Below are 24,565 nucleotides of genomic sequence, written 5' to 3' on the forward strand. Positions count from 1 at the left end.
CAGAAAATCGCGATTAAGAAGCGTAACCTTTTGGGTTATTTTTCTGCCAGTTCCAGGTGTCGCGCATCATCTCATCGAGGGTGTGCGTCGCCTGCCATCCCAACTGTTGCTTCGCCAAAGAAGAATCTGACCAGCATTCCGCCACATCACCTTCTCTTCGCTCAACAATGCGGTAGTTAATTTTCGTCTGAGAGGCTTTTTCAAACGCCTGAATCAAGTCCATCACGGAATAACCGACGCCGGTTCCAAGGTTGATGGCTTTGAAAGGTGTTCCGTCGGCTTTATGATCGAGGGCTGCAAGGTGGCCGCTGGCCAGATCCTGCACGTGGATATAATCACGAACGCCGGTGCCGTCAGGCGTTGGATAATCATTGCCGTACACTGACAGGCATTCGAGTTTACCGATAGCCACCTGAGAAATATAAGGGACCAGGTTATTCGGAATACCGTTTGGATCTTCACCGATTCGACCCGACGGATGCGCGCCAACCGGGTTGAAATAACGCAAACAGGTGATGCGGAATTCCGGCTGCGCATGCGAGAAATCACGCAAAATCTGCTCAACCATTAATTTAGAGGTTCCGTACGGGTTGGTGGTCCCTCCGGTTTTGCACTCTTCGCTTAACGGCACTTTTTCTGGATTGCCATATACGGTTGCCGACGAGCTAAAGATCAGGCTATTAACCCCTGCCAGCAACATCTCATTGAGTAACACCATCGTGCCGACGACATTATTCTCATAATATTCCAGCGGTTTTCTGACCGATTCGCCGACGGATTTTAAACCTGCAAAATGGATAACATCCGTAATGTTATGGCTTGAGAAAATCTCTTTGAGAACGTGTTTGTCCAAAATATCAGCAACGTAGAGTGTCGGTTCTTTGCCGGTTAATTCTGTCACTCGGTCAAGCGAGGTTTTAGATGCGTTGGAAAGATTATCGATGATGACAACATCATCACCTCTATCAAGTAATGCCAGTACGGTATGTGAGCCGATATAACCCGCGCCACCAGTCACTAGAATTGCCATAGTTTCTCCAGATAAAGATTGCAAAATGAACTTTCAACGTCACTTTCCGTTTGATTGTCTAATAGTATCAGCAATCTGGGAGCCCTTCATCCGCTGATTCAGGCAAAAAACTGTTTCCGATATCTGACTAAAAATTTAAACGAAATCTTTTTTAAGGGGGACAGCAGGCTGAATATTAAATTTTTCGTGTCATAGACAATATAGCTATTCGAGAAGTTTAAGGTATGAATCCCCACGCTTTGATTGATTGTTGGGGAGATGTTGGCTACCAGTTTCTCTTCAAAATTTTGTGGGGTTAAGTTGATTAACTCTTTGATAAAAACTGATTTTCCGTAAATTTCAGCGTTGCACTCTTGAGTGAAAATGTAATTTTTATTATTGATAGAATAAGGTGTGCCAGCGCCACGGTGGTGCAAGTTACATAGCTTCAATGACGGGGTGATTTTTTTCCATTCACCTAATATTGTCTCTGCCGTATGAATAACCATCTCATTATCAAGTGTCGTGGAAATTAAATAGCAGGCGTTATCGAGTGTGAAAAATATATTGTCAGTAAATTCTGCATCGGGAATGAGTACTTTTACTTTTTCCCAACGGGCAGGAAACGCCGTGGACTGAAAGAGTATCACCTCTTTGCGTTCTGAAGACTCTGGGATCATAAACAGATTGCCATCGAGATTGAACAGGAAGGGAAACGAAAGATGGCAGTTTAAATCATCAAAACCTTCCAGTTTGACATCCTCTATCTCCTCAAGATTCGGGTTCAGAACCCGGCAGCGGAGTATTCCTTTTGAATTGAGGAAGCTAAATGCTTCGTAGAAAACATATAATTTATCTTCCTTTTCAATAATAAAAGGATCGGCCTGGAACGTATATTTTTTATCAAGGATCTGTGCTTTAGAATTATTTAAAATATCCAGAGTATTTTCAGGGAAAGAATGTGCGTTATTTTTAATGATCATAATGTCCCAAGAGTCATGAAAAAATAACTTTTTAATTAATTTGTTGTTTTTGTTTAACATTTTATCATATTGTCCATGTTGGTTATTACTGGTCTCAGGAAAAACATGATGCTTATTATTTTAAAATTATAAGTAATGCTAAATCAGGTTGCTTTAACAGGGCAAAACCGTTGTGAAGAAGAAAAACGAAGAGACTGCTGATGGGAGTATAGACACTTAATTTTTATTCGCCTTTTTAAATACAAAAAAATCTTAATAATCTGCAGGGCTTATCAAAATCATCGATTTTGGATAAAAAGAGTATTCAGGAAAAATCATTAATAACAAAGGGGTATGTTACCAAAAGCGAATAAATGGGAGGTGTTGCAGGAATATCAGCTAGATGGGCGATTGTATTTTTGTGAAAAAAATGGCAAGCACAAAACATGCTTGCCGATAATTCGTATTAAGCTTGCGTATCGAGAGTGGAAAGTTCTTTATCCACGAAATAAAGACCTTCGCCGCTTTTGCCAACCAGGCTGAGTTTATCCAGTACAGATTTGAACAATTTCTCTTCTTCATGCTGCTCTGCCACATACCATTGCAAGAAGTTAAAGGTTGGATAATCCTGCGATGTCATTGCTGCATGAGCCAACTCATTAATCTTGCGAGTGATTAACTGTTCGTGTTCGTAGGTGGCGCTAAACAGATTATCCAGCGAGGTATAGTCATGATCGGGGGCTGGAATCGCATTAATGCGCGGCAGGCTGCCGGTATCCGTCAGATAGGCAAACAGGCGCTGCATATGTTCCATCTCTTCCTGAGCGTGGCGACGCAAGAAAGCCGCTGCACCTTCAAAGCTATGGTAGCTGCACCAGGCGCTCATTTGTTGATAAAGCAGGGAAGAATAAAGCTCAAGATTCATTTGTTCGTTAAGTTTTTCGATCATTTCAGCTTTAAGCATGGTGCGCTCCGGAAAATAGAATATTCAATAAGAGCGCTACTTTAATTTTATTATTTCAATAATGCAAAGGAATTGTTAATTATATTATTGTAATGATAATGGTTGCTAATAGTATTTCCATTTAAGGTGAGTTTGTTTATTGAATAAGAATGATTTTTATTTAATTGAACGGCGGAGGGATAATCGTCATCCGCCGATTTTTAAATAATGGCGCGTCTTTTACTCAGTTACTGAACAATCGTTTCGTCTCTAAGATATTTCTCCATTCCCACGCCCCGGCACTGATACTCAAGCGTCACCTGCTGATTCAGACATAACGCACCGCTGCGCAGGCTACAGGTCTTGATCGGCTCTCCATAGGGGAATGCGGCGATATAACCCCACTGCTGGCATTGATGGCTCGCGGTTGATTGCGCAATGTAGCTATCGACCTTTCCGTTTTGTAACGCGGGCAGATCAAAACCCAGACGCACAACGCCCGCAACTTCGCTACTCTTGATGGGCTGAGGTATTTTATCCAGGGTGCAGCCCGCTAATAACGTAGCCGTTAAAACTAAACAAAAAGTTCTCATCATGCTGATGCTCAAAGACTGTTTTTTATAAATTTAGCACGCGCAGGAAACAGAAAATCATCTGTAGCATAAAGCGATTTAATTTCACTTAGATAAATCAATGTGACTTTCCTAACGCAAATTTATGTCTACTTTTCGGTGGGCGGGGGCTAAATCAATCCCGTTAGTCCTGATGGAATCAGATGGGGAGGGCGCTTTGCAAAGCGTCAGAAAGCAAAAGTGTGAGCACCTCTTAATTTTTTAAAACAAAATTTCATTAAATTTGAAAGTATGTTTGCTAGATAGTATCGTTAATGCATACCAAAGCTATTCACCGCGGGAAATCCCGTGACCCAATCAGGAGACGGAAATGAAAATAGCACTGATGATGGAAAACAGTCAGGCTGGAAAAAACGCCATCATTCTTAAAGAGTTGCAAGCAGTTGCGGCTGAAAAAGAGTACTCAGTCTACAACGTAGGCATGAGCGATGAGCAGGATCACCACCTGACCTACATCCACCTCGGTATCATGGCCAGTATTCTGTTGAATGCCAAAGCAGTTGATTTCGTTGTCACCGGGTGTGGCACAGGCCAGGGCGCGATGATGTCTCTGAACATCCATCCGGGCGTGGTGTGTGGCTATTGCCTGGATCCAGCAGATGCTTTCCTGTTCTCGCAAATTAACAACGGTAACGCCCTGTCCCTGGCCTTTGCGAAAGGCTTTGGCTGGGGTGCAGAACTGAACGTGCGCTATATGTTCGAAAAAGCGTTCACAGGCCGTAAAGGTGAAGGTTATCCGGTTGAGCGTAAAGAGCCGCAGGTTCGTAACGCCGGTATTCTGAATCAGGTTAAAGCGGCTGTGGTGAAAGAAAACTATCTGGATACACTGCGTGCTATCGACCCTGAGCTGGTGAAAACCGCGGTTTCCGGCGAGCGTTTCCAGAAGTGCTTCTTCGAGAATTGCCAGAATAAAGAGATTGAAGCGTTCGTTCGCGAAATCCTTGCTTAATATTGCACACGGCCAGCTTTCGCTGGCCGTTCTTTTATAAGTCCCTTTCTGCCTCGACTAACCCTTCTTAGATACGCTACTTCCCGCGTTTTGCGGCAGGCGCAGCAAATCAATCAGCCCGAGCAGGCAAATCAGCGTAATCATCACAAACGAAATTTTAATGCTAATGCCGGGAATCGCCGTGACGTCCAGCCACTGACTCAGCTTTTCACCAAGACGTATGCCAATCGCCCCAAGGGTAATTCCCAGCCCGACTGAAAGCTGTGTCGCGGTGCTAAACAGCGTATTGGCGTAGCTCATCTGGGGGGAAGGAACATCGGAAAAGGCGAGGGTGCTGATGCCGGTGAACTGCATCGAACGGAACATGCCGCCGAAGAAAAGTATCGCAATAATTAGCCAGGTACTGGTCTGCGGGGTGAGAAAAGCACAGGCCAGCAGCGAGGCAACATTGAGCAGGCCATTAATAATCAACAGTTTTTTAAACCCTAAGCTGCGAATCAACGCCGTAGTGGCCGGTTTCATCGCGAGGTTTCCAGCAAACACCGCCAACACTAATAATCCCGAATGAAAAGCATCCATCCCGAAACCGACCTGAAACAGCAGCGGCAATAAAAACGGCACCGCGCTGATAGAGGTCCGAAATAGTGACCCGCCGTACATCGTCACCCCAAAAGTTTGTACTTTTAAAGCATCAAGACGAATCATCGGGTGTTTCGCGCGTTTAAAATGCCGCAGCGAGAACCAAAGCGCCGCCGCTCCCAGCACCAGCAGGCTCACGGTTGGGAGCACGTTAATTTGCGATTGCCCGAGCATTTCCAGGCCGTAGACCAGGCTAATCATCGCTACTGCCGTTGCGGCAAAACCGATGGCATCAAACGGGCGACGCTCGTCATCATGTATATCGGGTATCAGGCGCCATGCCAAAGCCATCGCAATCAGGCCAAGCGGCAGATTGATGTAAAAAATCCAGCGCCAGGAGGCGTAACTGGTGATAAATCCCCCCAGCGGCGGGCCGATGATGGGCGCAACCAACGCAGGCCAGGTGAGCGTGGCAATCGCGGTAATCAGCAAATGTTTGGGTGTCGTACGTAACACCGCAAGGCGACCAACGGGCACCATCAGTGCGCCGCCAATCCCTTGTAAAACGCGCATCGCAACAAACTGTTCCAGCGTGTTAGCCATGCCGCACAATACCGAAGCGAAAGTGAATATCCCGAGTGCCAGGGTAAAAACTTTGCGAGCGCCAAATCGGTCAGCAATCCAACCGCTTGCGGGAATTAACACGGCAAGTGTGAGCAAATAGGCGCTCATGCCGATGTTCAAATCAACGGCTTCAATACCGAAGGTGCGTGCCATTTCAGGCAGGGCGGTAGCGATAACCGTACCGTCGAGAAACTCCATGAAAAATGCGCCAGCAACCAGTAATGCCATTCCGGAGATGCCACGTTTTGCTGCCGGAGAAGGGGTGTCATTCATGAGCGAAACTCAAAATTAAAATTATGTTTTAAAAAAAAGTTGAGTCAATTAACCAGTTAAGTCGTGGATATGCAAGCCATTTTGTGTGACGAACATGTAAAATCCACACTCAAAATGTGTGATGCACATCACAAAACTATTGATTTGTGTGACGGATGTCATATTATTAGCCACATAACGAGCAACACCTGAAAAAATAAAAACTGGAGCACACAATGAAACTGCGCAAAATCCTGAAAAGCATGTTTGAAAACTACTGCAAAACCTTTAAAGATGTACCTCCTGGCGGCATGTTCTAATCTGCCAGCCGATAAAAAACCTGCTGCGGCAGGTTTTTTTATGCCCCAAATTTGCCGTCTAACCCCCAATATACCTCTATTTTTTTCATTAGCACTTTTTCGCATAAGGTTATGCACTTTACACTCATTTACAATGTGGGTATGGCTGGTGCACTATGCGGGCTCTAATTGAGACGGAGTCCGTGAATAAATGCGTAAACCCCTGTTATTTTCTGCGCTGTTTGCCTCTTTGGCCCTGGCACTTTCTGGCTGTGATAATGCGAAAAGTGATACTGCAGCAACGCCTGCCCCGGCAAAACAAGCCTCTCAGGATGGCGGTAATTTGATTATCGGTGTCACCACCGGCGATCCGTTGGCGATGAACCCATTGTATGCCAGCGACCGTACCACGCTCACCATCATGCAAGCGCTTTACGCCCCGCTTTACAGCTTCAACGGCGACAAAATCGAATGGGGCCTGGCAGAAAGCCTGACGCCTTCAGAAGATAACCTCTCATACATTTTAAAACTCAAACCGAATCTGAAATGGCAAGATGGGCAGGCTATTACCGCAGACGACGTGGTGTTTACCTTCAACAAATTGCTCGATGAAAAGCAGCACAGCTTCTTCCGCAGCATGTTCGTTTATGGCGGCAAACCGATTCAGGTCAGCAAAGTCGATGAGCAAACCGTGAAATTCACCCTTCCACAGGTGAGCGCAGCCTTCGTCGGTTCGCTGGTGCAGATTTACCCGATTCCGCAGCACGTGTTTGCCAGCGAAAGCGGCGATATGGAAAAGAGCACCAAAAACGATGCGCCAGTGGGTTCAGGGCCGTTTAAATTCAAAGAGTATCGCGCCGGTCAGTATTATGCGCTGACCCGTTTTGATGATTACTGGAACGGTAAACCTAAGCTCGATGCGGTGACTTACCGTTTCGCTAAAGACAGCAACTCAGCAAACCTTGCGCTGCAAAACGGCGAGATCAACATGAAGATGATTGATCCGCAGGATGTCACCCGCCTGAAATCCAGCGGTAAATTCGACTTCGTGATTTACCCGGAAGGGCGTCTGGCATACATGACGTTTAACCAGAACATCGACAGCATGAAGAACAAGGCGCTTCGTCAGGCCATCGCTTATGCCATCAATAAAGACGAACTGGTTCAGGCTGCGTTCTCCTCCCTGGATTATGCTCAGCCAGCCGCCTCTATTCTGACGCCAGATACGCTTTACCAGACTAGCGACGTTGAACCTTATAAATACGACGTTGAAAAAGCAAAAGCGCTGCTGAAAGAATCGGCTGCACCGGCGAATTTGAAACTGCGTCTTGCTTATATTAACACCAATAAAACCCAGGAAAGCATGGGGCTGTATATCCAGCAGCAGTTGAAAAACATCGGTATTACGGTCGAACTGATGCCAATGGATGCCAACGCGATGTCTCAGCGCAGCCTGGATATGAAAAATACTGATTATGAATTAAGCCTGGGCGGCTACATCATGGGCATGGAACCTGATGGCTATAAGTCTTTGTACATGAGTAACGAAGCTTATAACTATGCCCATTATAAGAACCCGGCGTTTGATGCGCTGTGGGAACAGGGTGCCACTGAGACAGACAAAACCAAACGCGCTGAGATTTACAAGCAAATCCAGCAAACGGTAGCCAACGATATGGCGTGGTATCCGATTGCCTACACCAATGCGGTTGTTGCCGTGGATAAGCGCTTTGCTGGAACCAAAGAGGCAGAACCTAAGCCTGTTTATATGTTCCAGGACTTGTCGAAAATCTATCAAAAATAATTAACTTTATCTTTAAGGGTCTCGTTTAAGAGGCCCTTATTGTAGGTCGGATAAGCGTAGCGTCATCCGACATTGATTGAGTCAATTTTGAGGCAGTATGAACAATCTGTTAGTACGACGCCTGGCACAGTTAGTGCCGATGTTGTTCTTTATCTCGCTGGTGTCGTTTTTGCTGGTCAAACTGGCGCCGGGCGACCCGGTGCAGGCGTACATTACGCCACGTATGAACCCTGAAGATATTGAACGTATCCGTCACAGTCTCGGGCTTGATAAACCGATGTTTATGCAATACCTGTTGTGGCTAAAAAACGTGCTGCAAGGGGATTTGGGCTATTCGCTCATTTACCACCGCCCGGTGTTAACCATGATTGCCGAGCGTATTCCGGCCACCCTGGGTTTGATGGGCGCCTCACTGATTCTGGCGATGGTGCTGGCTATTCCATTGGGGCTGCTGGCGGGCGCGTATAAACACCGCTGGCTCGATCACTTCCTGAATATGTTTGCCTACATCGGCATTTCCATCCCTATTTTCTGGTTTGGTATCTTACTGATTACTGTGTTTTCGGTGCAGCTAAACTGGCTGCCGAGCATGGGCATGCGCACCATCGGCGTAGAAGATTCGTGGCTGGATGTGGTTCGCCACGGCATTTTGCCGTGCATTGCGCTGAGCTTTTATAACTTGTCCAACTACGTGCGCTACATCCGCTCCAACACCATCACACAGCTTTCGGCGGATTACGTGCAAACGCAGCTCGCGTATGGCGCGACGCGCCGTTCAATCTTATTCCGTCATGTTCTCAAAAACGTGCTGCTGCCGGTGATCACCCTGTTTGGGATCTCTTTTGGCGAGCTGGTGGTCGGGGCGTATGTCACTGAAAGCGTGTTCTCCTGGCCGGGAATGGGGCTGCTCGGGATTCAGTCGATAACCTCTCTGGATTACCCGCTGATCATGGCGATGATCATGCTTTCTTCATTGATGCTTATCGTCGGCAATTTACTGGCAGATTTGTTATATCGCGTGGCTGACCCGCGCATTAAGGCGTTGAGGTAAGACGATGAGTAGACGTTGGCAACAAGTTAAACATGGCCTGAAACGTAATCGTCCCGCTCAATTCGCGTTACTGGTATTGGTTATTTTCAGCATTGCGGCGTTACTGGCGGCACTCAGCCCCTGGGATCCGAATCAGATGTCGCTGACGGCCCGATTGCAACCACCCGATGCCACGCACTGGTTTGGCACGGATGACTATGGGCGCGACTATTTCACTCGTGCCTTGTACGGCGGCCAAATTTCCCTGATGGTCGGTTTCCTGGCGATGCTCTTTTCAACGCTAATTGGCACGCTGGTGGGTACCGTTAGCGGCTATTTTGGTGGGCGAATTGATAACATCATGATGCGCATCGTCGATATTTTGATGTCAATTCCGGCGTTCTTTTTGCTGCTGGTTTTGAACGCGTATCTGAAACCCGGTATCGCCAATATTATCCTGATAATCAGCGCCCTGACCTGGATGAGTATGTCACGACTGATACGCGCGGAAACTTTATCGGTGAAAGAGCGTGAATATGTGATTTACGCTCGGGCCTGCGGTGAGCACCCGTTAATTATTATTGCGCGCCATATTATTCCTAATATTTTGCCGACCATTATGGTGGCGGCGACGCTGAATATTGCCTCTGCGATACTGATGGAATCGACGCTCAGTTTCTTAGGCCTGGGCGTGCAACAGCCCAATGCGTCATGGGGAAGTATGCTGAATAATGCGCAATCCTTTATTGGCGAAGCCACGTGGCTTGCGATGTTCCCTGGCGTGCTTATTTTACTGACGGTACTGAGTTTTAACGTGTTGGGCGATGTGTTGCGTACCGCCTTTGAGCCGGGAGCAAACCGCGATGAATAACTTACTCGAACTCGACAACCTGCAAACCTCATTCTTCACCCGCGAAGGGGAAGTGAAAGCGGTGCGCGGCGTAAGTTTTGCGGTAAAACGCGGCGAAGTGGTGGGGATCGTGGGTGAATCCGGCTGTGGCAAAAGTGTCACCTGTAAATCAGTGCTGAAATTGCTCGGCAGCAACGGCAAAGTAGTGGGCGGTCACGTCCATTTTATGGGGGAAGATCTCGCCCGTAAAACGCCGGAGCAGATGCGCCATATTCGCGGGAATAACATTGCGATGATTTTCCAGGACCCGATGACCGCGCTGAATCCGGTGCTGACCATTGGCAAGCAGATGAGCGAAATTCTGATCCGTAATCAAAATCTCAGCAAAAAAGCGGCCAAAGAAAAAGCCATTGCCATGCTGCAACAGGTGGGAATTGGCAACGCCGAGAACCGTTACAGCCAGTATCCGCACGAGTTTAGCGGCGGTATGCGCCAGCGCGTGATGATTGCCATCGCTCTGTCTTGCCATCCGAAATTATTGATTGCCGACGAGCCCACCACCGCGCTGGACGTCACGATTCAGGCACAAATTTTACGCCTGCTAAAACAACTCCAGCAGCAAACTGACACCGCTATTATGCTGATCACCCACGATCTCGGCGTCGTCGCTCAGGTTTGTTCGCGCGTTGTGGTGATGTATGGCGGGCTGGTGATGGAGCAGGGGAGCGTAGAAGATATTTTCTATCGCCCCGCGCATCCCTACACCCGTGGTCTGCTGGCGTCGCTGCCACGGCCTGGCGAAGTGAGTGAACGTTTGTCTCCCATTGAAGGTTCCCCTCCAGGTTTACTTAATCCACCGCCGGGTTGCCCGTTTGCCGAGCGTTGCCCGCAGCGCATGGCGCGTTGCAGCACGCTGCCGCCGGTGTACCAAACGGGGGAAGGGCACGAGGCCATGTGCTGGTTATGGGATTCGGAGGTGAACAATGCAGGACGTTAAGCCACTCATTCGTGTGAACGGGTTACGTAAATATTTCCACAGCCAGCAAGGCTGGTTTAGCAAAACCGCGCCGGTAAAAGCCGTTGATGGTGTGAGCTTCGAAATCTATCCCGGTGAAACCTACGGGCTGGTGGGGGAGTCTGGCTGCGGGAAGTCAACCTTAGGGCGTAGTGTGTTAAGGCTGTTTGAGATCACCGACGGTGAAATTGAATTTGCAGGCCAGGACATCGCCAAAATGAGCGATAAGCAACTGAAACCGTTGCGCCGCCGCATGCAGGCAATTTTCCAGGACCCGTACTCATCGCTTAATCCGGGTATGACGGTCGCGCAGTTAATTGCCGAACCGATGAAAATCCACGGTTATGGCAAACAACAGCGTGAATCTCGCACGCTTGAACTGTTGGAAAAAGTGGGGTTGAAAGCGGAGCATTTAAATCGCTTCCCGTATGAATTCAGCGGCGGCCAGCGCCAGCGTATCAGCATCGCCAGGGCGTTGTCGGTCAATCCTGAATTTGTATTATGCGATGAGCCGTTATCCGCGCTGGATGTTTCCGTGCAGGCGCAGGTCGTGAATATTTTGCAGGATTTACAGCAGGCGTTGGGGCTTACATACCTGTTTATCGCGCATGATTTATCGATGGTTCGCCATATTTCAGACCGCATTGGTGTGATGTATCTGGGCGCACTGGTTGAAGAGGGCCCCGCCGAAACGTTATATACCGAACCGGCGCACCCTTATACCCGCGCGCTGCTGGCCTCCATTCCGGTTGCCGATCCGCATGTCCAAATGCTGGACCAGGGCGGCATCAAAGGTGAGTTAGCGGGTGCGATGAGCGATTGGACGGGCTGTAAATTTTGCACACGCTGCCCAAGAGCGATGGAGAAATGCAAGACGCAATCGCCAGCCATGCAGGAAATTTCGTCGGGGCATCGGGTCGCATGTTGGTTGTTTGACGGTCAGTAACCTCATTTCTGCATCTCAAACCGAGGTGCAGAAATCAACATGTTCAGCGTGGCGCCAGAGCGAGAATGACATGCTCGGGATCGTTCTCAATCGCCCGTAACAGCGCTTTAGCTGGGCCTGTCGGTTCGCGTCGGCCTTGTTCCCAGTTTTTTAGGGTATCTACACTGACGGAAATGAGCCGGGCAAACCCGGCCTGCGAAAGTCCGGTTGCCTGGCGAATGTTTTTGACCTGAGTCGCCGTCACTTCCGTTACGCGAGACGGCTCGCGTTTGCCTTCTACAATCTCGCTCATCTGCGCCATGCTTTCTGACAGACGCGCGAACAGTTGCTTATCCATTTACCACCTCTCTTTCCTTTGTTTTTCGCCAGCCAGCGCACTTTGCGCAGACCACCGGTATGAGGAATGACATCGCCGCTTTCCGGTGACATTGCGAGAAATAACTGAAACAGCCGGTATTCCTCGTCCGTAAGCAGTGCGTTGACATCCTCTGTGAAAATGGGCGTTTCAATAAAGAGCATAATATCCGCCATTGGCTTATAGCCACAATCAGGTTAACAGGAAATTAAGGTAAGTCAATGGCGTACTTAAATAACATACAACGTTATGTCGGATAAACGAATTTGCAAAGTTGTCAGGCGTTTTACGAGATGTATTCCAGATTGGCTTATTGCCTGATGCGCCGTGGCGCGAGTACTATGACGCCCATTGCAAAACAGGAGAAGAATGATGTCTGAACAATTATCTGCCGACCAGGAACTGGTGTCTGATGTGGTGGCATGCCAGCTGGTGATTAAGCAAATTCTGGATGTGATTGATGTGATTGCGCCGGTTGAAGTGCGTGAAAAAATGGCTAATCAATTAAAGACCATTGATTTCGCCACACATCCGGCAGCGGCAGATCCTGTAACTCGCCGTGCGATTCAGAAAGCGATTACGTTGATTGAGCTGAAGTTCACGCCCCAGGGCGAAGCGCATTAAGAAAAAATACCCCTCCCTTGTCAGGGGAAGGAGCAGTGAGCTCCTCCACCTGGCAAGGGGGAGGTCGGGAGGGGGTTCTGAAACTAACAGTTAAAAGAACGTCATCACCAGCAAATAACTCGCCGCACAAGCACAGCTCACGCCAATCAACCCCGGCAAAATGAAACTGTGGTTAATAATGAATTTGCCAATTTTGGTGGTCCCGGAACGGTCAAAGCCGATACAGGCCAAATCGCTCGGATAAGTCGGCAGAACAAAATAACCGTAGGACGCAGGGAAAAAGGCAATCAGCATTTTCGGCTCAACGCCTAGCATCAAGCCCATCGGTGCCACCGCCGTTAACGCCGCGGCCTGGCTGTTCACCAGTTTAGAAACCAAAAACAGCACAATGGCATAGGTCCACGGATGGCTTTTAACCACGCCCTCGAGTGCCATTTTTAGCTCTTCAAGATGCGCCTGAAAGAAAGTGTCACTCATCCATGCCACACCGAATACCGAGAATATCGCCACCATCCCGGCTTTAAATACCGCGCCATTAGAAATGGCTGAAGCGTTAACTTTGCAGACAATCAGCATCACGGCACCGGCAATCAACATCATCATCTGGATAACCAGATTCATCGACAGCGGTTTTAGTGCGCCCTTAATCTCAAAAGAAGGGCGCAGCGCCGGAATGGCCCCCAATAACACCACCACCAGAATCCCGGTGAAAAAAATCCAGGTCGACCAGTAAGCCTGTTTCGGAAACACCTGGTTCATCAGCGTTTCGCTACTGCCGTAAATAAATTCACGCTGTTTAGGATCTTTAAGCCTGGCCTGAAACTCCGGGTCGTCCTGCAACTCTTTGCCACGGCGCAAACTCCAGAGTGCTGCAATCAACACGCCAAACAACGAGGCAGGAACCGAAATACAGAGAATATCCAGTATGCCCCACGCCCGGCCAATGCCATGGTTTGCCGCCAGAATAGAGATGAGCGACACCACGGCAACGGAGACAGGCGAGGCGGTGATCGCCATCTGTGAAGCAATCGATGCCACCGCCATCGGGCGCTCTGGGCGAATCCCTTTTTTCAGCGCGATGTCGGCGATAATCGGAAACATGGTGTACACCACATGGCCGGTGCCGCACAAGAAAGTCAGCATCCAGGTGGTGAAAGGGGCGAGCAGAGTAATATGCTGAGGATGTTTACGCAGCAGGCGCTCGGCGAACTGCATCATCACGTTCAGGCCACCCGCGGTTTGCAACGTGGCGGCACAACCAATTACCGCCAGAATGGTAAGCATGACATCAACCGGTGGTTTTCCCGGTTCAAGGCCGAATATAAAAGTGAGAATAAATAGCCCAATTCCGCTTATCAGGCCGAGCCCCATTCCACCGAAACGCGTTCCCACCAGCAGGCACAAAATAATGACAATGAACTCTATGGTTATCATGGCAATCCCTTAATGTGACATTTCGCAATAGCATTACAGAATGTAGGGGCTGCCTTTGAGACAGAGATCTTAATTGTTAAAATTCAAATAAAACAGAAGGTTAATAACATTTCATTAACACGACGAAAATGAACTAATTATTACCTCAGACCTTTAATTTCATCGTTTCAAATATAATGATCAAAGTTATGATTTATCACCGGGAGCTTACTCCAGTAAGTGACTGGGGTGAGCGAGGAAAGCCAACGCACATGCAACTTGAAGTATGACGGGTATAGATCATATTGTTTGCCCGTCAGCCAGATGCGCACGCGCTTGCTTGCGGTACTGCAACGGTGTCTGGCTCATCATTTTCTTAAAACAGGTAATAAAGTAAGTCACCTCAATAAAACCGACTTCCTGAGCGATGGCATCGATGCTTAACGGCGATGTGCGTAATAGATCGCAACCTTTCTTGATTCGCCTCGTAAGCAAATATTCATGAATGCTGCCGCCGGTCTGCTGGCGAAAAATGCGCGAGGTATAACTGCGTGACAATCCGATCGCCTGGGCCAGTTCATCCAGAGAAAACTTCTCGCTGTAGTTGTTTTCAACCCACTGCATGATGCGTGCGGAAACGGTTTGCTGCTGGGGCATAAAAGCCTGCGGCTGCTCAGGGAGGAAAGCCATAATTTGCATCACCATAAGCGCCACATCGCTGGCCGTGGAATGACCGCTCGGGTCCAGTTTGTCGAACTTCTCAAGGATGACTTCCATAAATCCTGCCTGGTCACTCAAATCGTAAACCTGCGCCGGGGCGTGGCTCGCGGCGAGCGCGGAAAACTGCGCCTGCTGGCGCGGGAAGGCATGCAGGGTACCGATCACCGATGAATGTTCGATATGCATGGTGGTGCGGTGGTACTGATTTTTGTCGCAGGCGTCAACGTGAACTTTATGCAGACGAAACGGCGGGAAGATAAAAAGCCGCCCTGGCCGCGCGGTGTAATGCTGATTATCCACGACGACGATGCCGTAGCCTTTTGAAATATAGAGAAACTCAACGCACTGGTGCCAGTGATAATACTTGGCACTTGAGGCCCACAGGCGATGAAATGAGATAACCTGGCTGTCGAGCGTAATCCGCTCCATCAATTGTGGTTCACTCATTTCCCCTCCAGGACAATAAATTTAAAATTTTACGCCATCATTTGTAATTTATTGCCCCGCAAAATAGAAAAATCCAGTGAAACTGAAATAACGGTTTATTTTTGTGATGGGGTTCACTCTGAGCCTGGAATAAAAGCGACTACTCTTGGCGTTAACGCGCAGAATGAGCGTGCACAAAATATGAATAACAACGACTTATATTATTCTCGTGTCTGACGGGAGGACATTGTGCAACCTGAAAACATTACCCTAAATAACCCTCTTAAAAGCAGGGCCGACCTTCAAAAACTGGTTAATGAATTATTGAATGCCGTTTCGCCATTCTTTAAAAAAGACGCCAGCCGAATTGACCTGGCTAATTTCACCGCTCATTACGGGCAACAGATCGCCAATATGGAAACCTTCTCGCGGTTACTGTGGGGCGTTACACCCCTGCTGGCAGGCGGGCAAGAGCCTGAACAATTCTCTTTTTATATTCAGGCCATAAAAAACGGCACTCATCCCGCGCATGCAGATTATTGGGGGGAAGTCGCCCCTTACGATCAGCGTATCGTAGAAATGGCGGCCTACGGATTATTACTGGCTGTCGCGCACCAGCCGCTGTTGGCGCATTTTAATGAACAAGAAAAAGACCATCTCTGGCAATGGCTAAAACAGAGTGAAACCCAGGATATCCCTGACAATAACTGGCATTTCTTCCCGATTCTGGTGCAGGTAGGGTTTCATCATGCCGGGATGGTAAAAAATGCCGGGGCGCTGGAAAAGCATTTCACGGTGATGGAACAGTATTACCTGGGCGACGGCTGGTATTCAGACGGCCCTGGTCGCCCGCGTGATTACTATATTTCGATGGGATTTCATTTCTACGGTCTGATTTACGCCAAATTAATGCAGGACGTCGATCCGCAACGCTGCGAAAAAATGCGTGAACGCGCGACGCTTTTTGCGGCTGATTTTATCCATTTCTTTGCCGATGATGGAGCGGCGATTCCCTTTGGCCGCAGCCTGACCTATCGCTTCGCGCAGGCCGCGTTCTGGAGTGCGGTGGCGTTTGCCGGGTTGGACGTTTATGAGCCAGGCGTGGTTAAAGGGATTGTTCTGCGCCATTTGCGCTGGTGGCTCAAACAGCCAATGCTCGATCGTGATGGCATTCTGAGCGTCGGGTATAGCTACCCCAACCTTATTATGGCGGAAGATTACAACGGGCCCGGTTCGCCGTACTGGGGGCTGAAAACCATGCTGGTGCTCTCGCTGGGTGAACAAGATGCCTTCTGGCAGGCACAAGAGCTGCCGCTACCTGGACGCGAAACGCATCACAGCATTCCTCATGCTTCGCAAATTTTGGTTCATCAGGCTAACCATTTATGGATGCTGACGTCCGGTCAGCTAGAGCTTAATAACTTCGTCAATACCGAAGCTAAATACTGCAAATTTGCCTACTCCACCCGCTTTGGGTTCAACATTGAACGCGGGCGTTTTGGGCTTAATCATGCTGCGCCAGATTCTATGCTGTTGCTGTGTGAGAAAGATGATTACTGGCGCGGGCGTCGTGATTGCCAGGATGTCACCACTGCTGATGGCATGATTTTCAGCCGCTGGCAGCCCTGGCACGATGTGACGATCAACACCTGGCTGTTGCCGCTGGGCGACTGGCAAATACGGGTGCATTTCCTTAAAACCGCGCGTGAACTGGATTGTGCTGAAGGTGGTTTCAGCCTGCCCAATCGCCCGCAGCTACAACTTCAGCAGGCATCCGCAAAATCCCAGCTCAGCACCGCGAGCGATACCAGCGTTATTCATTGTTTAAGCCCGCAGCCGCGAAGGGGCGAGCTGGTGTTAACCCCGCCAAACAGTAACTTGCTGTTTGCTGAACGTGCGGCGGTTCCGCTCCTGCGTGGCGAGCTGAATGCAGGAACACATCTGTTAATCAGCGCCGTTTGGGCGGGGGAGACAGGCGCGTTTGATGAACTGACTTGCCCTAAAGCCATTGTCAGCGAGGACGCGGTACGCCTGGTGATAGGCCACCACGAAAAACAAGTCATTCTGGAGAATCTCCAATGAATATGTCGACACCTACGCGCACCGCGCAGATAAAAATGAGCAGTTTTATCTTTCTCTACTTTTTCACCTGGTCATCAAGTTTTGGATTATATGCCCTGTGGTTGAGCCAAAAAGTCGGTCTAGACAGCGTCACCATCGGCAGCGTTTTTGCCATTAACGGCGTTTTCGCCGTGGTGATGAAACCGGTTTACGGCTACATCATGGACAAAATAGGGATGAGCAAATGGCTGCTCTATTTTGTGTGCGCTATTTCGGCGTTGATGGCCCCGTTTTTCGTCACCGTTTATCAGCCACTTTTGCTTACGCACACCACGGTGGGGATTATTATCGGTGCGTTTTATCTGAGCCTCGGCTGGTATGCAGGCGTTGCGGCGTCTGAATCCTATGCCGACCGCTTTAGCCGCTTGTATGGCCTGGAATTTGGGCGCATTCGTATGTGGGGCTCGCTTGGCTGGGCGATGGCAGCGTCGGTTTCTGGCCTGCTATTTAATTATACGCCGCTGGCAAACTTCCTCGTCAGCAGCACGACCTCCGTCTTAATGCTGCTGGTGCTCATTAGTCTCAAAATCGGCGATGAGCAACTGCGCAATAACAATGTGATTTCAGCGAATAAAATTGTCTTTGCCGACGTCATTATGCTGCTGAAAAACCGTAAATTCTGGATGTTCAGCCTCTATGTGGCGGGCGTTGCGTGGATGATGTTTGTCGCCGAGCAGCAATTCCCCCGCTACTTCGTCTCGTTCTTTGATACCAAAGAGCAGGGCAATGCGTGGTACGGCTACCTGAGCACCGTGCAGTCCGGCATGGAATTTGTGATGATGATGTTTATCCCGCTGCTGGTGAATCATTACGGGGCGAAAAAAGGCCTGCTGTTCTGCGGCTGCGTGGTAGGCCTGCGTCTGATTGCTTCGGGCCTGACAACCGACCCGCTGATTATCTCGATTATCAAACCGTTTTACGGGGTGGAAATCGCGCTGCTGCTGATCTCCGTCTTTAAATATATTGCCGAGCATTTCCACAAAAAAATCAACGCCACCATGTACCTGTTGGGCTATCAGGCGATGATTTATGTCGGTTCGGTCGTTGTGGCACCGCCTGCGGGTTACCTGTACGACAAAATTGGCTTCGAACATACCTACTTAATGATGGGCTGTTGCGCGCTGGTCTTCACACTTATTTCAGCGTTCACCCTCTCCCGTTGCCAGGCGAAACGTGATGAATCCCGCACTTTCTCACCCGCTTTAGAAACCTCACCGGTTGAGCCGGTAAAACATTAATTAAAGGAAACGTTATGACCCGTAATCTAGTCACTGAAAATGTGGTGACCGAGCCACTGCGCCCTATTGAATTGCATCAGGTGGACCGTCTGGCACTGAAACGCAAGCTGGATGCGGCCTTGCAAAGCGTAACCAAAAAGCTCGATAAAACCATTGCCATCGTCGGGGATAAATTCCCTAACGAGGCCTGCGAAAACGGCAAGTGGATCCCCGCCGATAATGTGGAATGGACAACCAGTTTTTGGCCGGGCCAGCTTTGGCTCGCCTGGGAGATGACCGGCGAAGATAAATATCGTCAGGCGGCGGAGCATTATCTGCCCTCATTTGCCGAACGGTTAGATAAACGCATTGAAACCGCCACGCACGATCTTGGCTTCTTATATACCCTTTCTTGCGTTAATGCCTGGCGTTTAACCGGCAATGAAACGGCCCGCCAGACCGCACTAAAAGCGGCAGATATTTTGATGGAGCGTTTTAATCCGGTGGCGAAAATCATCCAGGCCTGGGGGGATTTGAATGATCCAGAACAACAGGGGCGGATGATTATTGATTGTAATATGAACCTTCCGCTGCTTTATTGGGCAAGTCAGCAAACGGGCGATGCCCGCTACGCGCAGGCAGCGACAGCTCACGCAGAGCAGGCCGCGAAATATATCGTTCGCCCGGATGCCTCTACTTTCCATACCTTCTATATGGATGTGGAAACCGGCGAGCCGAGATTTGGTAATACGCACCAGGGTTATAGTGACACATCATGCTGGTCGCGCGGGCAGGCGTGGGGCATTTATGGTTTCTTGCTCACGTATCTGTATACCGGCGACAAAAGCATGGTGGATCTCACCCGTAGCCTGGCGCATTACTTTATCAACCGCCTGCCGGAAGATGACGTTTGCCATTGGGATCTGGCGCTATTGGGAACGGATGCAGTGCGCGACAGTTCGGCGGCGGCGATTACCGCCTGCGGTTTGTTAGAACTGGTGAAAGCGTTGCCGGTGCTGGATGAACATCGTGCGCACTATGAAGAGATGGCGCTGCGCATTATTCAGTCGCTTACCGATAACTATCTGGCGCGTGATGACGAAGCCTGTGAAGGCTTGCTCAAACATTCCGTCTACCACATGGCGAGCGGGAAAGGTGTGGATGAATGCTGTAGTTGGGGAGACTATTTCTACCTTGAAGCACTTACGCGCGTGCGTCAGGTATGGAGTCTCTACTGGTAAGTCTTTCGCCCCCGCAACGCCGTGGGGGCTATATGGAGAGTCGAGATGAAAACCGTTGCAGTTCTACTGGCCCCAGGTTTTGAAGAAGGGGAAGCCATTGTTACCATTGATATTTTACGCCGCCTGAAAATTAACGTGCGCACGCTTTCCTGCGTGAATACCCGTGCGGTTTTGAGCTATCACGAGATTCCTATGGTTGCGGATGCCACGTTAAGCGAATGTTTTGACGAAACTTTTGACGCCGTGGTATTACCCGGCGGCCCGGAAGGCAGCGTGTTTCTGGCGGGCAACGCTAACGTGATCGCGTTTGTACGCCGCCATGATGAGCAGGGCAAATTCATTTGCCCGATTTGCTCCGCAGCAGCGCGTGTGCTGGGTGGCAACGGTTTACTGAAAGGCCGTCGCTATGTTTGTTCCGGTGATTTATGGCAGCAGGTGACAGACGGGGTGTATGTCGATGCTGATGTTGTTGAGGACGGAAACCTGATAAGCGGCAAAGGGCTGGGGAAAGTATTTGATTTTGCACTTACCCTGGCGGCTCGTCTGGAAGGGGATGAAGCTCCGGCCCGTGACCACGCGGATCATATTTATTATCCGTGGTGATGGCGAATACTCAGGGGGAATATTCTCTCCTGAGTATTCTTGTTAACGGAGAATATAAAAATTTCACTAATCTAAACATTCAATTCTACACTATAAATCTCTTCATTATTTTCTACCGACGATGGAAAGTTTGATTTCAGCCATTATTAATTTCTATGTTGTCATTCATTTTATTCGGCAGTTTAATTCTCTGTAATATTAATCATTATGGAGAGATTGAAATGGCAAATGTTATTTACATGACGATTAAAGGGGAAAAGCAAGGCATGATTTCCCAGGGGTGTGGCACAGCTGACTCTATTGGCAATAAATACCAGTTCGGGCATAAGGACCAGATTTTAATCTATGAGTTGTCGAACGTCATATCGCGAGAGCAAAATGCCATTCACCACCCACTCGAAATAAGAAAACCAATCGATAAATCAACACCGCTATTAGGTGTGGCTATTTCTAATAATGAAAAAGTCGAGTGTGAATTTTTCATGTATAGAACGTCTATCGCGGGCGGTATGGAGCTTTTTTTCAAAGTTAAACTTACCGGTGCGACCTTGAGTCAAATGCGGTTTTTCTATCCTAACTCTCTGACCCATAATGACGTGCAACCCCAAGAAAGTATTTCCATTCGCTATGAAACGATAACCTGGGAACATGTTGCATCAGGAACAAGCGGTTGGAGTTTATGGAATGATCGGGTGCTCTGATGGGAACTTCAGCCATTTCTCATTTGAAATACGATCTGGACAATTATGCTATTGCATTAAAAAGAGTCGCCAACCTTGCTGCCAGCTTCTTCCTGGAAGATGCCATAATCAGGATGAAATATATCAAAGAAATCGATGATTATATAAATGAAATGAATTATCGGTTTCAACAGACGTTTGATCCTAATGAAAGGATGCGAATAGTCAATGACGTGAAAGCCGAAGCTGATATGGCAGAACGGGAATATCAACTATTAAGGCAGGGCGACTATACAAAATACTTTTCGACTGAGATATTTGAGGACCAAGGTGTATTGAAATATGCAAAAATCGGTGGCGGGGTGGTTGCGGGTGGGGCACAGATTTACTCAGGTAGCGTATTAGTTAATGTGGGGAGACGTCTAAATAGTAAGTCATTTAAATCCATTGGAGTGATGTTAATTGCCCATGGTGCGAATAATATGTATGAATCAATATCTCCAATACTATTTGAACATTCAAAAGCAGGTTATTTGAGAAGGTTTTACAGAAAAAGTGCTAACGTTTTGGGTTACGATAATAATACTGGTGATTGGATTTATAGTGCAGCGGATCTTGCTGTGACAATAATAGCAGCCGTTGATACTCCGGTTTTGGTGCAAAACCGCAATCGACTGATCCCAAAGGGGTGGTTTGAAAAGCCAGGAACTGGCCGTTTATTCAATAGCATAAACCAAGATTATATCCCTAAATTGCAGAAAATGAATAAAGCAATGAAATTTTTCCAGATCGGTAATTCAGGGTATAAAGTTACAACTGAGCTCATATTGGGAGGGTATAAATATCAGGATGAGTAAATTGTATACTTCATTCTAAAATTTATGGCTATGTTATTATTTTAATGAAAACTTGCTGATGCAGGTTTTCATTTTTATTTTATAGTGAAGTGCAATTAATTTAACGATTGTAACCATTTTTAAACCGGTACTGTTTTTTTGAGAATAAATTATAATGAAAAACATTATTAAATAAATAACTAATGCTACAGCAAGGCTTTTGATATCATGATGTTCTAATCTAAGATAGATGGCTTGAATTAAAGAAATAATAGATATGATCAAAGTACAGCATGATGCACTTTCAGCAGTAGTCACAATATATTTTTGAAAACTTTCAGGCTCAGTCGCCGGGACTGGTTTTTTTTCCAGACGGTACCATTTTCTCATTGCGTGAAAATTATTTTTCATTGTAAGGAGTTCTTGATAGGAAAAACCGCTATTTAATATTATTTCTTTAGTATTCATTTGCTCTGACATCCTGTTTGATATAATTAGTATTTTCAATAACTACGCTAAACCTGCCATCCTGGCCCGTACCCGCAATATCATCAATTTAATTATAGTTAGATACCTAACATTGAATATTCTTGCATTATCTTGAATGCCTAAAATAAAGCCATAGGCGGTAGTTATAAAAATCGGCACGATAATGGATATATTGTCAGTTAACATTACTGCAGAATAAGTTAATAAAGGGCATAGGATCAGAAAGTTAAAAGGAGACCAGAAACATAACTGTGCCATTATAAGAATAACCTCTTTGAGATTTTCATCTTCCGTCATGGGTTCGTGAGGTTTATAATAATGTCTACGAATGTACTGGAAATAGCCTTTTATCATAAGCAGTTCTTTATAAGTAAAACCACTGCTCAATATTAAATCCTTTTTATTTACCATTCATTTTATATCCATATCAATCAGTGGGTTTTGCATGATGGCGCTATAATACAAGTTAATTTCGAGGGTGCATAGAGAATGTATCATTTTACTTTGAACGCATATATTTTCTGAATTTAATACATGCAAAATATAATCAAATTTAATTAAAGACGGAGCTTTGTTTAACCAGTGCATGTTCATAATACGTAGTATGAATGAGCCCCAACCCGGTTATGGCAAACGCAGCGACAAGCCACCCTTCAACTCAACAAACGAACCTCAGGGATGCGCTGAGTGAACTTATGGACAAATCAGCTAGTGCAGGTTTTATTGGTCCTACATATACATCCGTTTTTATGTGTTTAATTGCTGAATATATGCACAGTTTTACTGTAATTCTGCCGTGTGACTTTGCTCTCCTATGGATTATCAATTACCCGCTACAACTACCTCCAGCGTTGAAAGCGAAAAGCTAATGCTGCTAATGGCTTGTTTTAAATAAACCTTACCCTACAGATAATAAAATCGAGCTGGAGTTAACCATGCACAAATTTACTAAAGCGCTGGCGGCCATTGGTATCGCCGCGGTTATGTCACAATCCGCTATCGCTGAAACTATGAAACTGGGTTTTTTGGTCAAGCAGCCAGAAGAGCCCTGGTTCCAGACGGAATGGAAATTTGCCGATAAAGCCGGGAAAGATCTCGGGTTTGAAGTGATTAAAATCGCCGTACCTGATGGCGAGAAAACGCTCAATGCCATTGACAGCCTCGCGGCCAGCGGTGCGAAAGGCTTCGTTATTTGTACGCCGGACCCAAAACTCGGCTCGGCTATTGTCGCCAAAGCGAAAAGCTACGACATGAAGGTAATTGCCGTTGACGACCAGTTCGTTACCGCAAAAGGTAAACCGATGGAAACCGTGCCGTTGGTGATGATGGCGGCAACAAAAATCGGCGAGCGGCAGGGGCAAGAGCTTTATAAAGAGATGCAAAAACGCGGTTGGGATGTGAAGGAATCAGCGGTGATGGCGATTACCGCTGATGAGCTTGATACCGCTCGCCGCCGCACCACGGGCTCAATGGACGCGTTGAAAGCCGCCGGTTTCCCGGAAAAACAAATCTACAAAGTACCGACCAAATCTAACGATATTCCAGGGGCGTTTGACGCCGCAAACTCCATGCTGGTTCAGCATCCCGAAGTGAAACACTGGCTGGTGGTGGGCATGAACGATAACACCGTGCTGGGTGGCGTGCGTGCAACCGAAGGCCAGGGCTTCAAAGCGCCGGATGTGATTGGGGTGGGTATCAATGGGGTGGATGCGGTGAGCGAACTGTCTAAAGCGCAGGCGACAGGCTTCTATGGCTCACTGCTCCCAAGCCCGGACGTACACGGTTATAAGAGCAGCGAAATGCTCTACAACTGGGTCACCAAAGGCGCTGAACCGCCGAAATTCACCGAAGTGACCGACGTGGTGCTGATCACGCGCGACAACTTTAAAGAAGAACTCGCCAAGAAAGGGTTGGGCGGTAAATAGACATTACGGTGGATGGCGCGG

The 24,565-nt window shown here is 47.9% G+C and carries 25 protein-coding genes and 1 pseudogene; 15 read left to right on the plus strand and 11 right to left on the minus strand.

Annotation, left to right across the window (positions count from 1 at the left end; genetic code table 11):
• Nucleotides 1-13 precede the first annotated feature (13 nt).
• From galE to yecR, 4 genes are all read right to left on the minus strand, one after another.
• Complete coding sequence (gene galE / locus AB1E22_RS18115; protein ID WP_367596619.1) at nt 14-1,030, minus strand: UDP-glucose 4-epimerase GalE; 1,017 nt, start codon at nt 1,028-1,030, stop codon at nt 14-16.
• 98 nt (nt 1,031-1,128) lie between these two features.
• Nucleotides 1,129-2,052 carry a glucosamine inositolphosphorylceramide transferase family protein gene (locus AB1E22_RS18120; RefSeq protein ID WP_367596620.1) on the minus strand — a complete coding sequence of 308 codons (924 nt, stop codon included), beginning with the start codon at nt 2,050-2,052 and terminating at the stop codon, nt 1,129-1,131.
• Between the two features lie 385 nt (nt 2,053-2,437).
• Nucleotides 2,438-2,935, minus strand: coding sequence for a non-heme ferritin (ftnA, locus tag AB1E22_RS18125; RefSeq protein ID WP_367596621.1), 498 nt, complete (start codon nt 2,933-2,935; stop codon nt 2,438-2,440).
• A gap of 227 nt (nt 2,936-3,162) precedes the next feature.
• On the minus strand, nt 3,163-3,510 hold the full coding sequence (yecR, locus tag AB1E22_RS18130; protein ID WP_367596622.1) for a YecR family lipoprotein: 348 nt from the start codon (nt 3,508-3,510) through the stop codon (nt 3,163-3,165).
• Nucleotides 3,511-3,856: 346 nt separating this feature from the next.
• On the opposite strand from yecR, the gene AB1E22_RS18135 reads away from it, so the two are divergent.
• Nucleotides 3,857-4,495 carry an RpiB/LacA/LacB family sugar-phosphate isomerase gene (locus tag AB1E22_RS18135; protein WP_367596623.1) on the plus strand — a complete coding sequence of 213 codons (639 nt, stop codon included), beginning with the start codon at nt 3,857-3,859 and terminating at the stop codon, nt 4,493-4,495.
• A gap of 57 nt (nt 4,496-4,552) precedes the next feature.
• Here AB1E22_RS18135 and AB1E22_RS18140 read toward each other — a convergent pair whose 3' ends face one another.
• Entirely contained in the window at nt 4,553-5,971 is a 1,419-nt protein-coding gene (locus tag AB1E22_RS18140; RefSeq protein ID WP_367596624.1) for an MFS transporter, read from the minus strand.
• Nucleotides 5,972-6,186: 215 nt separating this feature from the next.
• Between AB1E22_RS18140 and azuC the strand changes: the two genes are divergently transcribed.
• The 6 genes from azuC (at nt 6,187) to AB1E22_RS18170 (ending at nt 11,894) form a co-directional block, all read left to right on the plus strand.
• The gene (azuC, locus tag AB1E22_RS18145) at nt 6,187-6,270 is read left to right on the plus strand and encodes a stress response protein AzuC (protein WP_004136622.1); all 84 of its coding nucleotides are present in this window, start codon (nt 6,187-6,189) and stop codon (nt 6,268-6,270) included.
• 190 nt (nt 6,271-6,460) lie between these two features.
• Nucleotides 6,461-8,053: an ABC transporter substrate-binding protein gene (locus AB1E22_RS18150; RefSeq protein ID WP_367596625.1), complete on the plus strand. Its 1,593-nt coding sequence runs from the start codon at nt 6,461-6,463 to the stop codon at nt 8,051-8,053.
• Nucleotides 8,054-8,150: 97 nt separating this feature from the next.
• Complete coding sequence (locus tag AB1E22_RS18155; protein ID WP_367596626.1) at nt 8,151-9,104, plus strand: ABC transporter permease; 954 nt, start codon at nt 8,151-8,153, stop codon at nt 9,102-9,104.
• A gap of 4 nt (nt 9,105-9,108) precedes the next feature.
• The gene (locus AB1E22_RS18160; protein ID WP_367596627.1) at nt 9,109-9,954 is read left to right on the plus strand and encodes an ABC transporter permease; all 846 of its coding nucleotides are present in this window, start codon (nt 9,109-9,111) and stop codon (nt 9,952-9,954) included.
• The gene (locus AB1E22_RS18165) at nt 9,947-10,930 is read left to right on the plus strand and encodes an ABC transporter ATP-binding protein (protein WP_367596628.1); all 984 of its coding nucleotides are present in this window, start codon (nt 9,947-9,949) and stop codon (nt 10,928-10,930) included. The genes AB1E22_RS18160 and AB1E22_RS18165 overlap by 8 nt, the downstream gene beginning before the upstream one ends.
• Nucleotides 10,917-11,894 (plus strand): ABC transporter ATP-binding protein, encoded by a 978-nt coding sequence (locus AB1E22_RS18170; protein ID WP_367596629.1) that lies wholly within the window; start codon nt 10,917-10,919, stop codon nt 11,892-11,894. The genes AB1E22_RS18165 and AB1E22_RS18170 overlap by 14 nt, the downstream gene beginning before the upstream one ends.
• 43 nt (nt 11,895-11,937) lie before the next feature.
• Here AB1E22_RS18170 and nadS read toward each other — a convergent pair whose 3' ends face one another.
• Nucleotides 11,938-12,231: a NadS family protein gene (nadS, locus tag AB1E22_RS18175; protein WP_367596630.1), complete on the minus strand. Its 294-nt coding sequence runs from the start codon at nt 12,229-12,231 to the stop codon at nt 11,938-11,940.
• Between the two features lie 2 nt (nt 12,232-12,233).
• Nucleotides 12,234-12,413 (minus strand): annotated as a pseudogene (locus tag AB1E22_RS18180) (type II toxin-antitoxin system RelE/ParE family toxin); the annotation flags it as partial.
• 208 nt (nt 12,414-12,621) lie between these two features.
• On the opposite strand from AB1E22_RS18180, the gene AB1E22_RS18185 reads away from it, so the two are divergent.
• Nucleotides 12,622-12,873 (plus strand): DUF2766 family protein, encoded by a 252-nt coding sequence (locus AB1E22_RS18185; RefSeq protein WP_367596631.1) that lies wholly within the window; start codon nt 12,622-12,624, stop codon nt 12,871-12,873.
• A gap of 90 nt (nt 12,874-12,963) precedes the next feature.
• Here the strand turns inward: AB1E22_RS18185 and AB1E22_RS18190 are convergent, their stop codons facing one another.
• Together AB1E22_RS18190 and AB1E22_RS18195 are read right to left on the minus strand one after the other, a co-directional pair.
• Complete coding sequence (locus AB1E22_RS18190; protein ID WP_367596632.1) at nt 12,964-14,307, minus strand: anaerobic C4-dicarboxylate transporter; 1,344 nt, start codon at nt 14,305-14,307, stop codon at nt 12,964-12,966.
• Nucleotides 14,308-14,586: 279 nt separating this feature from the next.
• Complete coding sequence (locus tag AB1E22_RS18195) at nt 14,587-15,453, minus strand: AraC family transcriptional regulator (protein WP_367596633.1); 867 nt, start codon at nt 15,451-15,453, stop codon at nt 14,587-14,589.
• A 228-nt stretch (nt 15,454-15,681) separates the two neighbouring features.
• Between AB1E22_RS18195 and AB1E22_RS18200 the strand changes: the two genes are divergently transcribed.
• From AB1E22_RS18200 to AB1E22_RS18225, 6 genes are all read left to right on the plus strand, one after another.
• Nucleotides 15,682-17,514: a DUF2264 domain-containing protein gene (locus AB1E22_RS18200; protein ID WP_367596634.1), complete on the plus strand. Its 1,833-nt coding sequence runs from the start codon at nt 15,682-15,684 to the stop codon at nt 17,512-17,514.
• Complete coding sequence (locus tag AB1E22_RS18205) at nt 17,511-18,791, plus strand: oligosaccharide MFS transporter (protein WP_367596635.1); 1,281 nt, start codon at nt 17,511-17,513, stop codon at nt 18,789-18,791. The genes AB1E22_RS18200 and AB1E22_RS18205 overlap by 4 nt, the downstream gene beginning before the upstream one ends.
• 14 nt (nt 18,792-18,805) lie before the next feature.
• A complete protein-coding gene (locus AB1E22_RS18210; protein ID WP_367596636.1) occupies nt 18,806-20,011 on the plus strand; it encodes a glycoside hydrolase family 88 protein in 1,206 nt (401 codons plus the stop codon).
• A 45-nt stretch (nt 20,012-20,056) separates the two neighbouring features.
• Entirely contained in the window at nt 20,057-20,614 is a 558-nt protein-coding gene (locus AB1E22_RS18215; protein ID WP_367596637.1) for a DJ-1/PfpI family protein, read from the plus strand.
• Between the two features lie 221 nt (nt 20,615-20,835).
• The gene (locus AB1E22_RS18220) at nt 20,836-21,315 is read left to right on the plus strand and encodes an Hcp family type VI secretion system effector (protein ID WP_367596638.1); all 480 of its coding nucleotides are present in this window, start codon (nt 20,836-20,838) and stop codon (nt 21,313-21,315) included.
• Nucleotides 21,315-22,151 (plus strand): DUF4225 domain-containing protein, encoded by an 837-nt coding sequence (locus tag AB1E22_RS18225; RefSeq protein WP_367596639.1) that lies wholly within the window; start codon nt 21,315-21,317, stop codon nt 22,149-22,151. The genes AB1E22_RS18220 and AB1E22_RS18225 overlap by 1 nt, the downstream gene beginning before the upstream one ends.
• A 36-nt stretch (nt 22,152-22,187) precedes the next feature.
• On the opposite strand, the gene AB1E22_RS18230 is transcribed toward AB1E22_RS18225, so the two are convergent.
• Together AB1E22_RS18230 and AB1E22_RS18235 are read right to left on the minus strand one after the other, a co-directional pair.
• Nucleotides 22,188-22,598, minus strand: a complete 411-nt coding sequence (locus AB1E22_RS18230; protein ID WP_367596640.1) for a hypothetical protein — start codon at nt 22,596-22,598, stop codon at nt 22,188-22,190.
• A 42-nt stretch (nt 22,599-22,640) separates the two neighbouring features.
• Nucleotides 22,641-23,030 carry a hypothetical protein gene (locus AB1E22_RS18235; RefSeq protein WP_367596641.1) on the minus strand — a complete coding sequence of 130 codons (390 nt, stop codon included), beginning with the start codon at nt 23,028-23,030 and terminating at the stop codon, nt 22,641-22,643.
• A gap of 524 nt (nt 23,031-23,554) precedes the next feature.
• On the opposite strand from AB1E22_RS18235, the gene araF reads away from it, so the two are divergent.
• Nucleotides 23,555-24,544, plus strand: coding sequence for an arabinose ABC transporter substrate-binding protein AraF (gene araF / locus AB1E22_RS18240; RefSeq protein WP_367596642.1), 990 nt, complete (start codon nt 23,555-23,557; stop codon nt 24,542-24,544).
• Nucleotides 24,545-24,565 lie beyond the last annotated feature (21 nt).

It is taken from the genome of Buttiauxella gaviniae (genome assembly GCF_040786275.1).
GTDB lineage: Bacteria > Pseudomonadota > Gammaproteobacteria > Enterobacterales > Enterobacteriaceae > Buttiauxella > Buttiauxella gaviniae_A.

What these genes read in the sequence shown, in the direction of transcription:
- galE (WP_367596619.1), bottom strand. Translation starts at nt 1,030, where the DNA reads ATGGCAATTCTAGTGACTGGTGGCGCGGGTTATATCGGCTCACATACC.
- AB1E22_RS18120 (WP_367596620.1), bottom strand. Translation starts at nt 2,052, where the DNA reads ATGTTAAACAAAAACAACAAATTAATTAAAAAGTTATTTTTTCATGAC.
- ftnA (WP_367596621.1), bottom strand. Translation starts at nt 2,935, where the DNA reads ATGCTTAAAGCTGAAATGATCGAAAAACTTAACGAACAAATGAATCTT.
- yecR (WP_367596622.1), bottom strand. Translation starts at nt 3,510, where the DNA reads ATGATGAGAACTTTTTGTTTAGTTTTAACGGCTACGTTATTAGCGGGC.
- AB1E22_RS18135 (WP_367596623.1), top strand. Translation starts at nt 3,857, where the DNA reads ATGAAAATAGCACTGATGATGGAAAACAGTCAGGCTGGAAAAAACGCC.
- AB1E22_RS18140 (WP_367596624.1), bottom strand. Translation starts at nt 5,971, where the DNA reads ATGAATGACACCCCTTCTCCGGCAGCAAAACGTGGCATCTCCGGAATG.
- azuC (WP_004136622.1), top strand. Translation starts at nt 6,187, where the DNA reads ATGAAACTGCGCAAAATCCTGAAAAGCATGTTTGAAAACTACTGCAAA.
- AB1E22_RS18150 (WP_367596625.1), top strand. Translation starts at nt 6,461, where the DNA reads ATGCGTAAACCCCTGTTATTTTCTGCGCTGTTTGCCTCTTTGGCCCTG.
- AB1E22_RS18155 (WP_367596626.1), top strand. Translation starts at nt 8,151, where the DNA reads ATGAACAATCTGTTAGTACGACGCCTGGCACAGTTAGTGCCGATGTTG.
- AB1E22_RS18160 (WP_367596627.1), top strand. Translation starts at nt 9,109, where the DNA reads ATGAGTAGACGTTGGCAACAAGTTAAACATGGCCTGAAACGTAATCGT.
- AB1E22_RS18165 (WP_367596628.1), top strand. Translation starts at nt 9,947, where the DNA reads ATGAATAACTTACTCGAACTCGACAACCTGCAAACCTCATTCTTCACC.
- AB1E22_RS18170 (WP_367596629.1), top strand. Translation starts at nt 10,917, where the DNA reads ATGCAGGACGTTAAGCCACTCATTCGTGTGAACGGGTTACGTAAATAT.
- nadS (WP_367596630.1), bottom strand. Translation starts at nt 12,231, where the DNA reads ATGGATAAGCAACTGTTCGCGCGTCTGTCAGAAAGCATGGCGCAGATG.
- AB1E22_RS18185 (WP_367596631.1), top strand. Translation starts at nt 12,622, where the DNA reads ATGTCTGAACAATTATCTGCCGACCAGGAACTGGTGTCTGATGTGGTG.
- AB1E22_RS18190 (WP_367596632.1), bottom strand. Translation starts at nt 14,307, where the DNA reads ATGATAACCATAGAGTTCATTGTCATTATTTTGTGCCTGCTGGTGGGA.
- AB1E22_RS18195 (WP_367596633.1), bottom strand. Translation starts at nt 15,453, where the DNA reads ATGAGTGAACCACAATTGATGGAGCGGATTACGCTCGACAGCCAGGTT.
- AB1E22_RS18205 (WP_367596635.1), top strand. Translation starts at nt 17,511, where the DNA reads ATGAATATGTCGACACCTACGCGCACCGCGCAGATAAAAATGAGCAGT.
- AB1E22_RS18210 (WP_367596636.1), top strand. Translation starts at nt 18,806, where the DNA reads ATGACCCGTAATCTAGTCACTGAAAATGTGGTGACCGAGCCACTGCGC.
- AB1E22_RS18215 (WP_367596637.1), top strand. Translation starts at nt 20,057, where the DNA reads ATGAAAACCGTTGCAGTTCTACTGGCCCCAGGTTTTGAAGAAGGGGAA.
- AB1E22_RS18220 (WP_367596638.1), top strand. Translation starts at nt 20,836, where the DNA reads ATGGCAAATGTTATTTACATGACGATTAAAGGGGAAAAGCAAGGCATG.
- AB1E22_RS18225 (WP_367596639.1), top strand. Translation starts at nt 21,315, where the DNA reads ATGGGAACTTCAGCCATTTCTCATTTGAAATACGATCTGGACAATTAT.
- AB1E22_RS18230 (WP_367596640.1), bottom strand. Translation starts at nt 22,598, where the DNA reads ATGAATACTAAAGAAATAATATTAAATAGCGGTTTTTCCTATCAAGAA.
- AB1E22_RS18235 (WP_367596641.1), bottom strand. Translation starts at nt 23,030, where the DNA reads ATGGTAAATAAAAAGGATTTAATATTGAGCAGTGGTTTTACTTATAAA.
- araF (WP_367596642.1), top strand. Translation starts at nt 23,555, where the DNA reads ATGCACAAATTTACTAAAGCGCTGGCGGCCATTGGTATCGCCGCGGTT.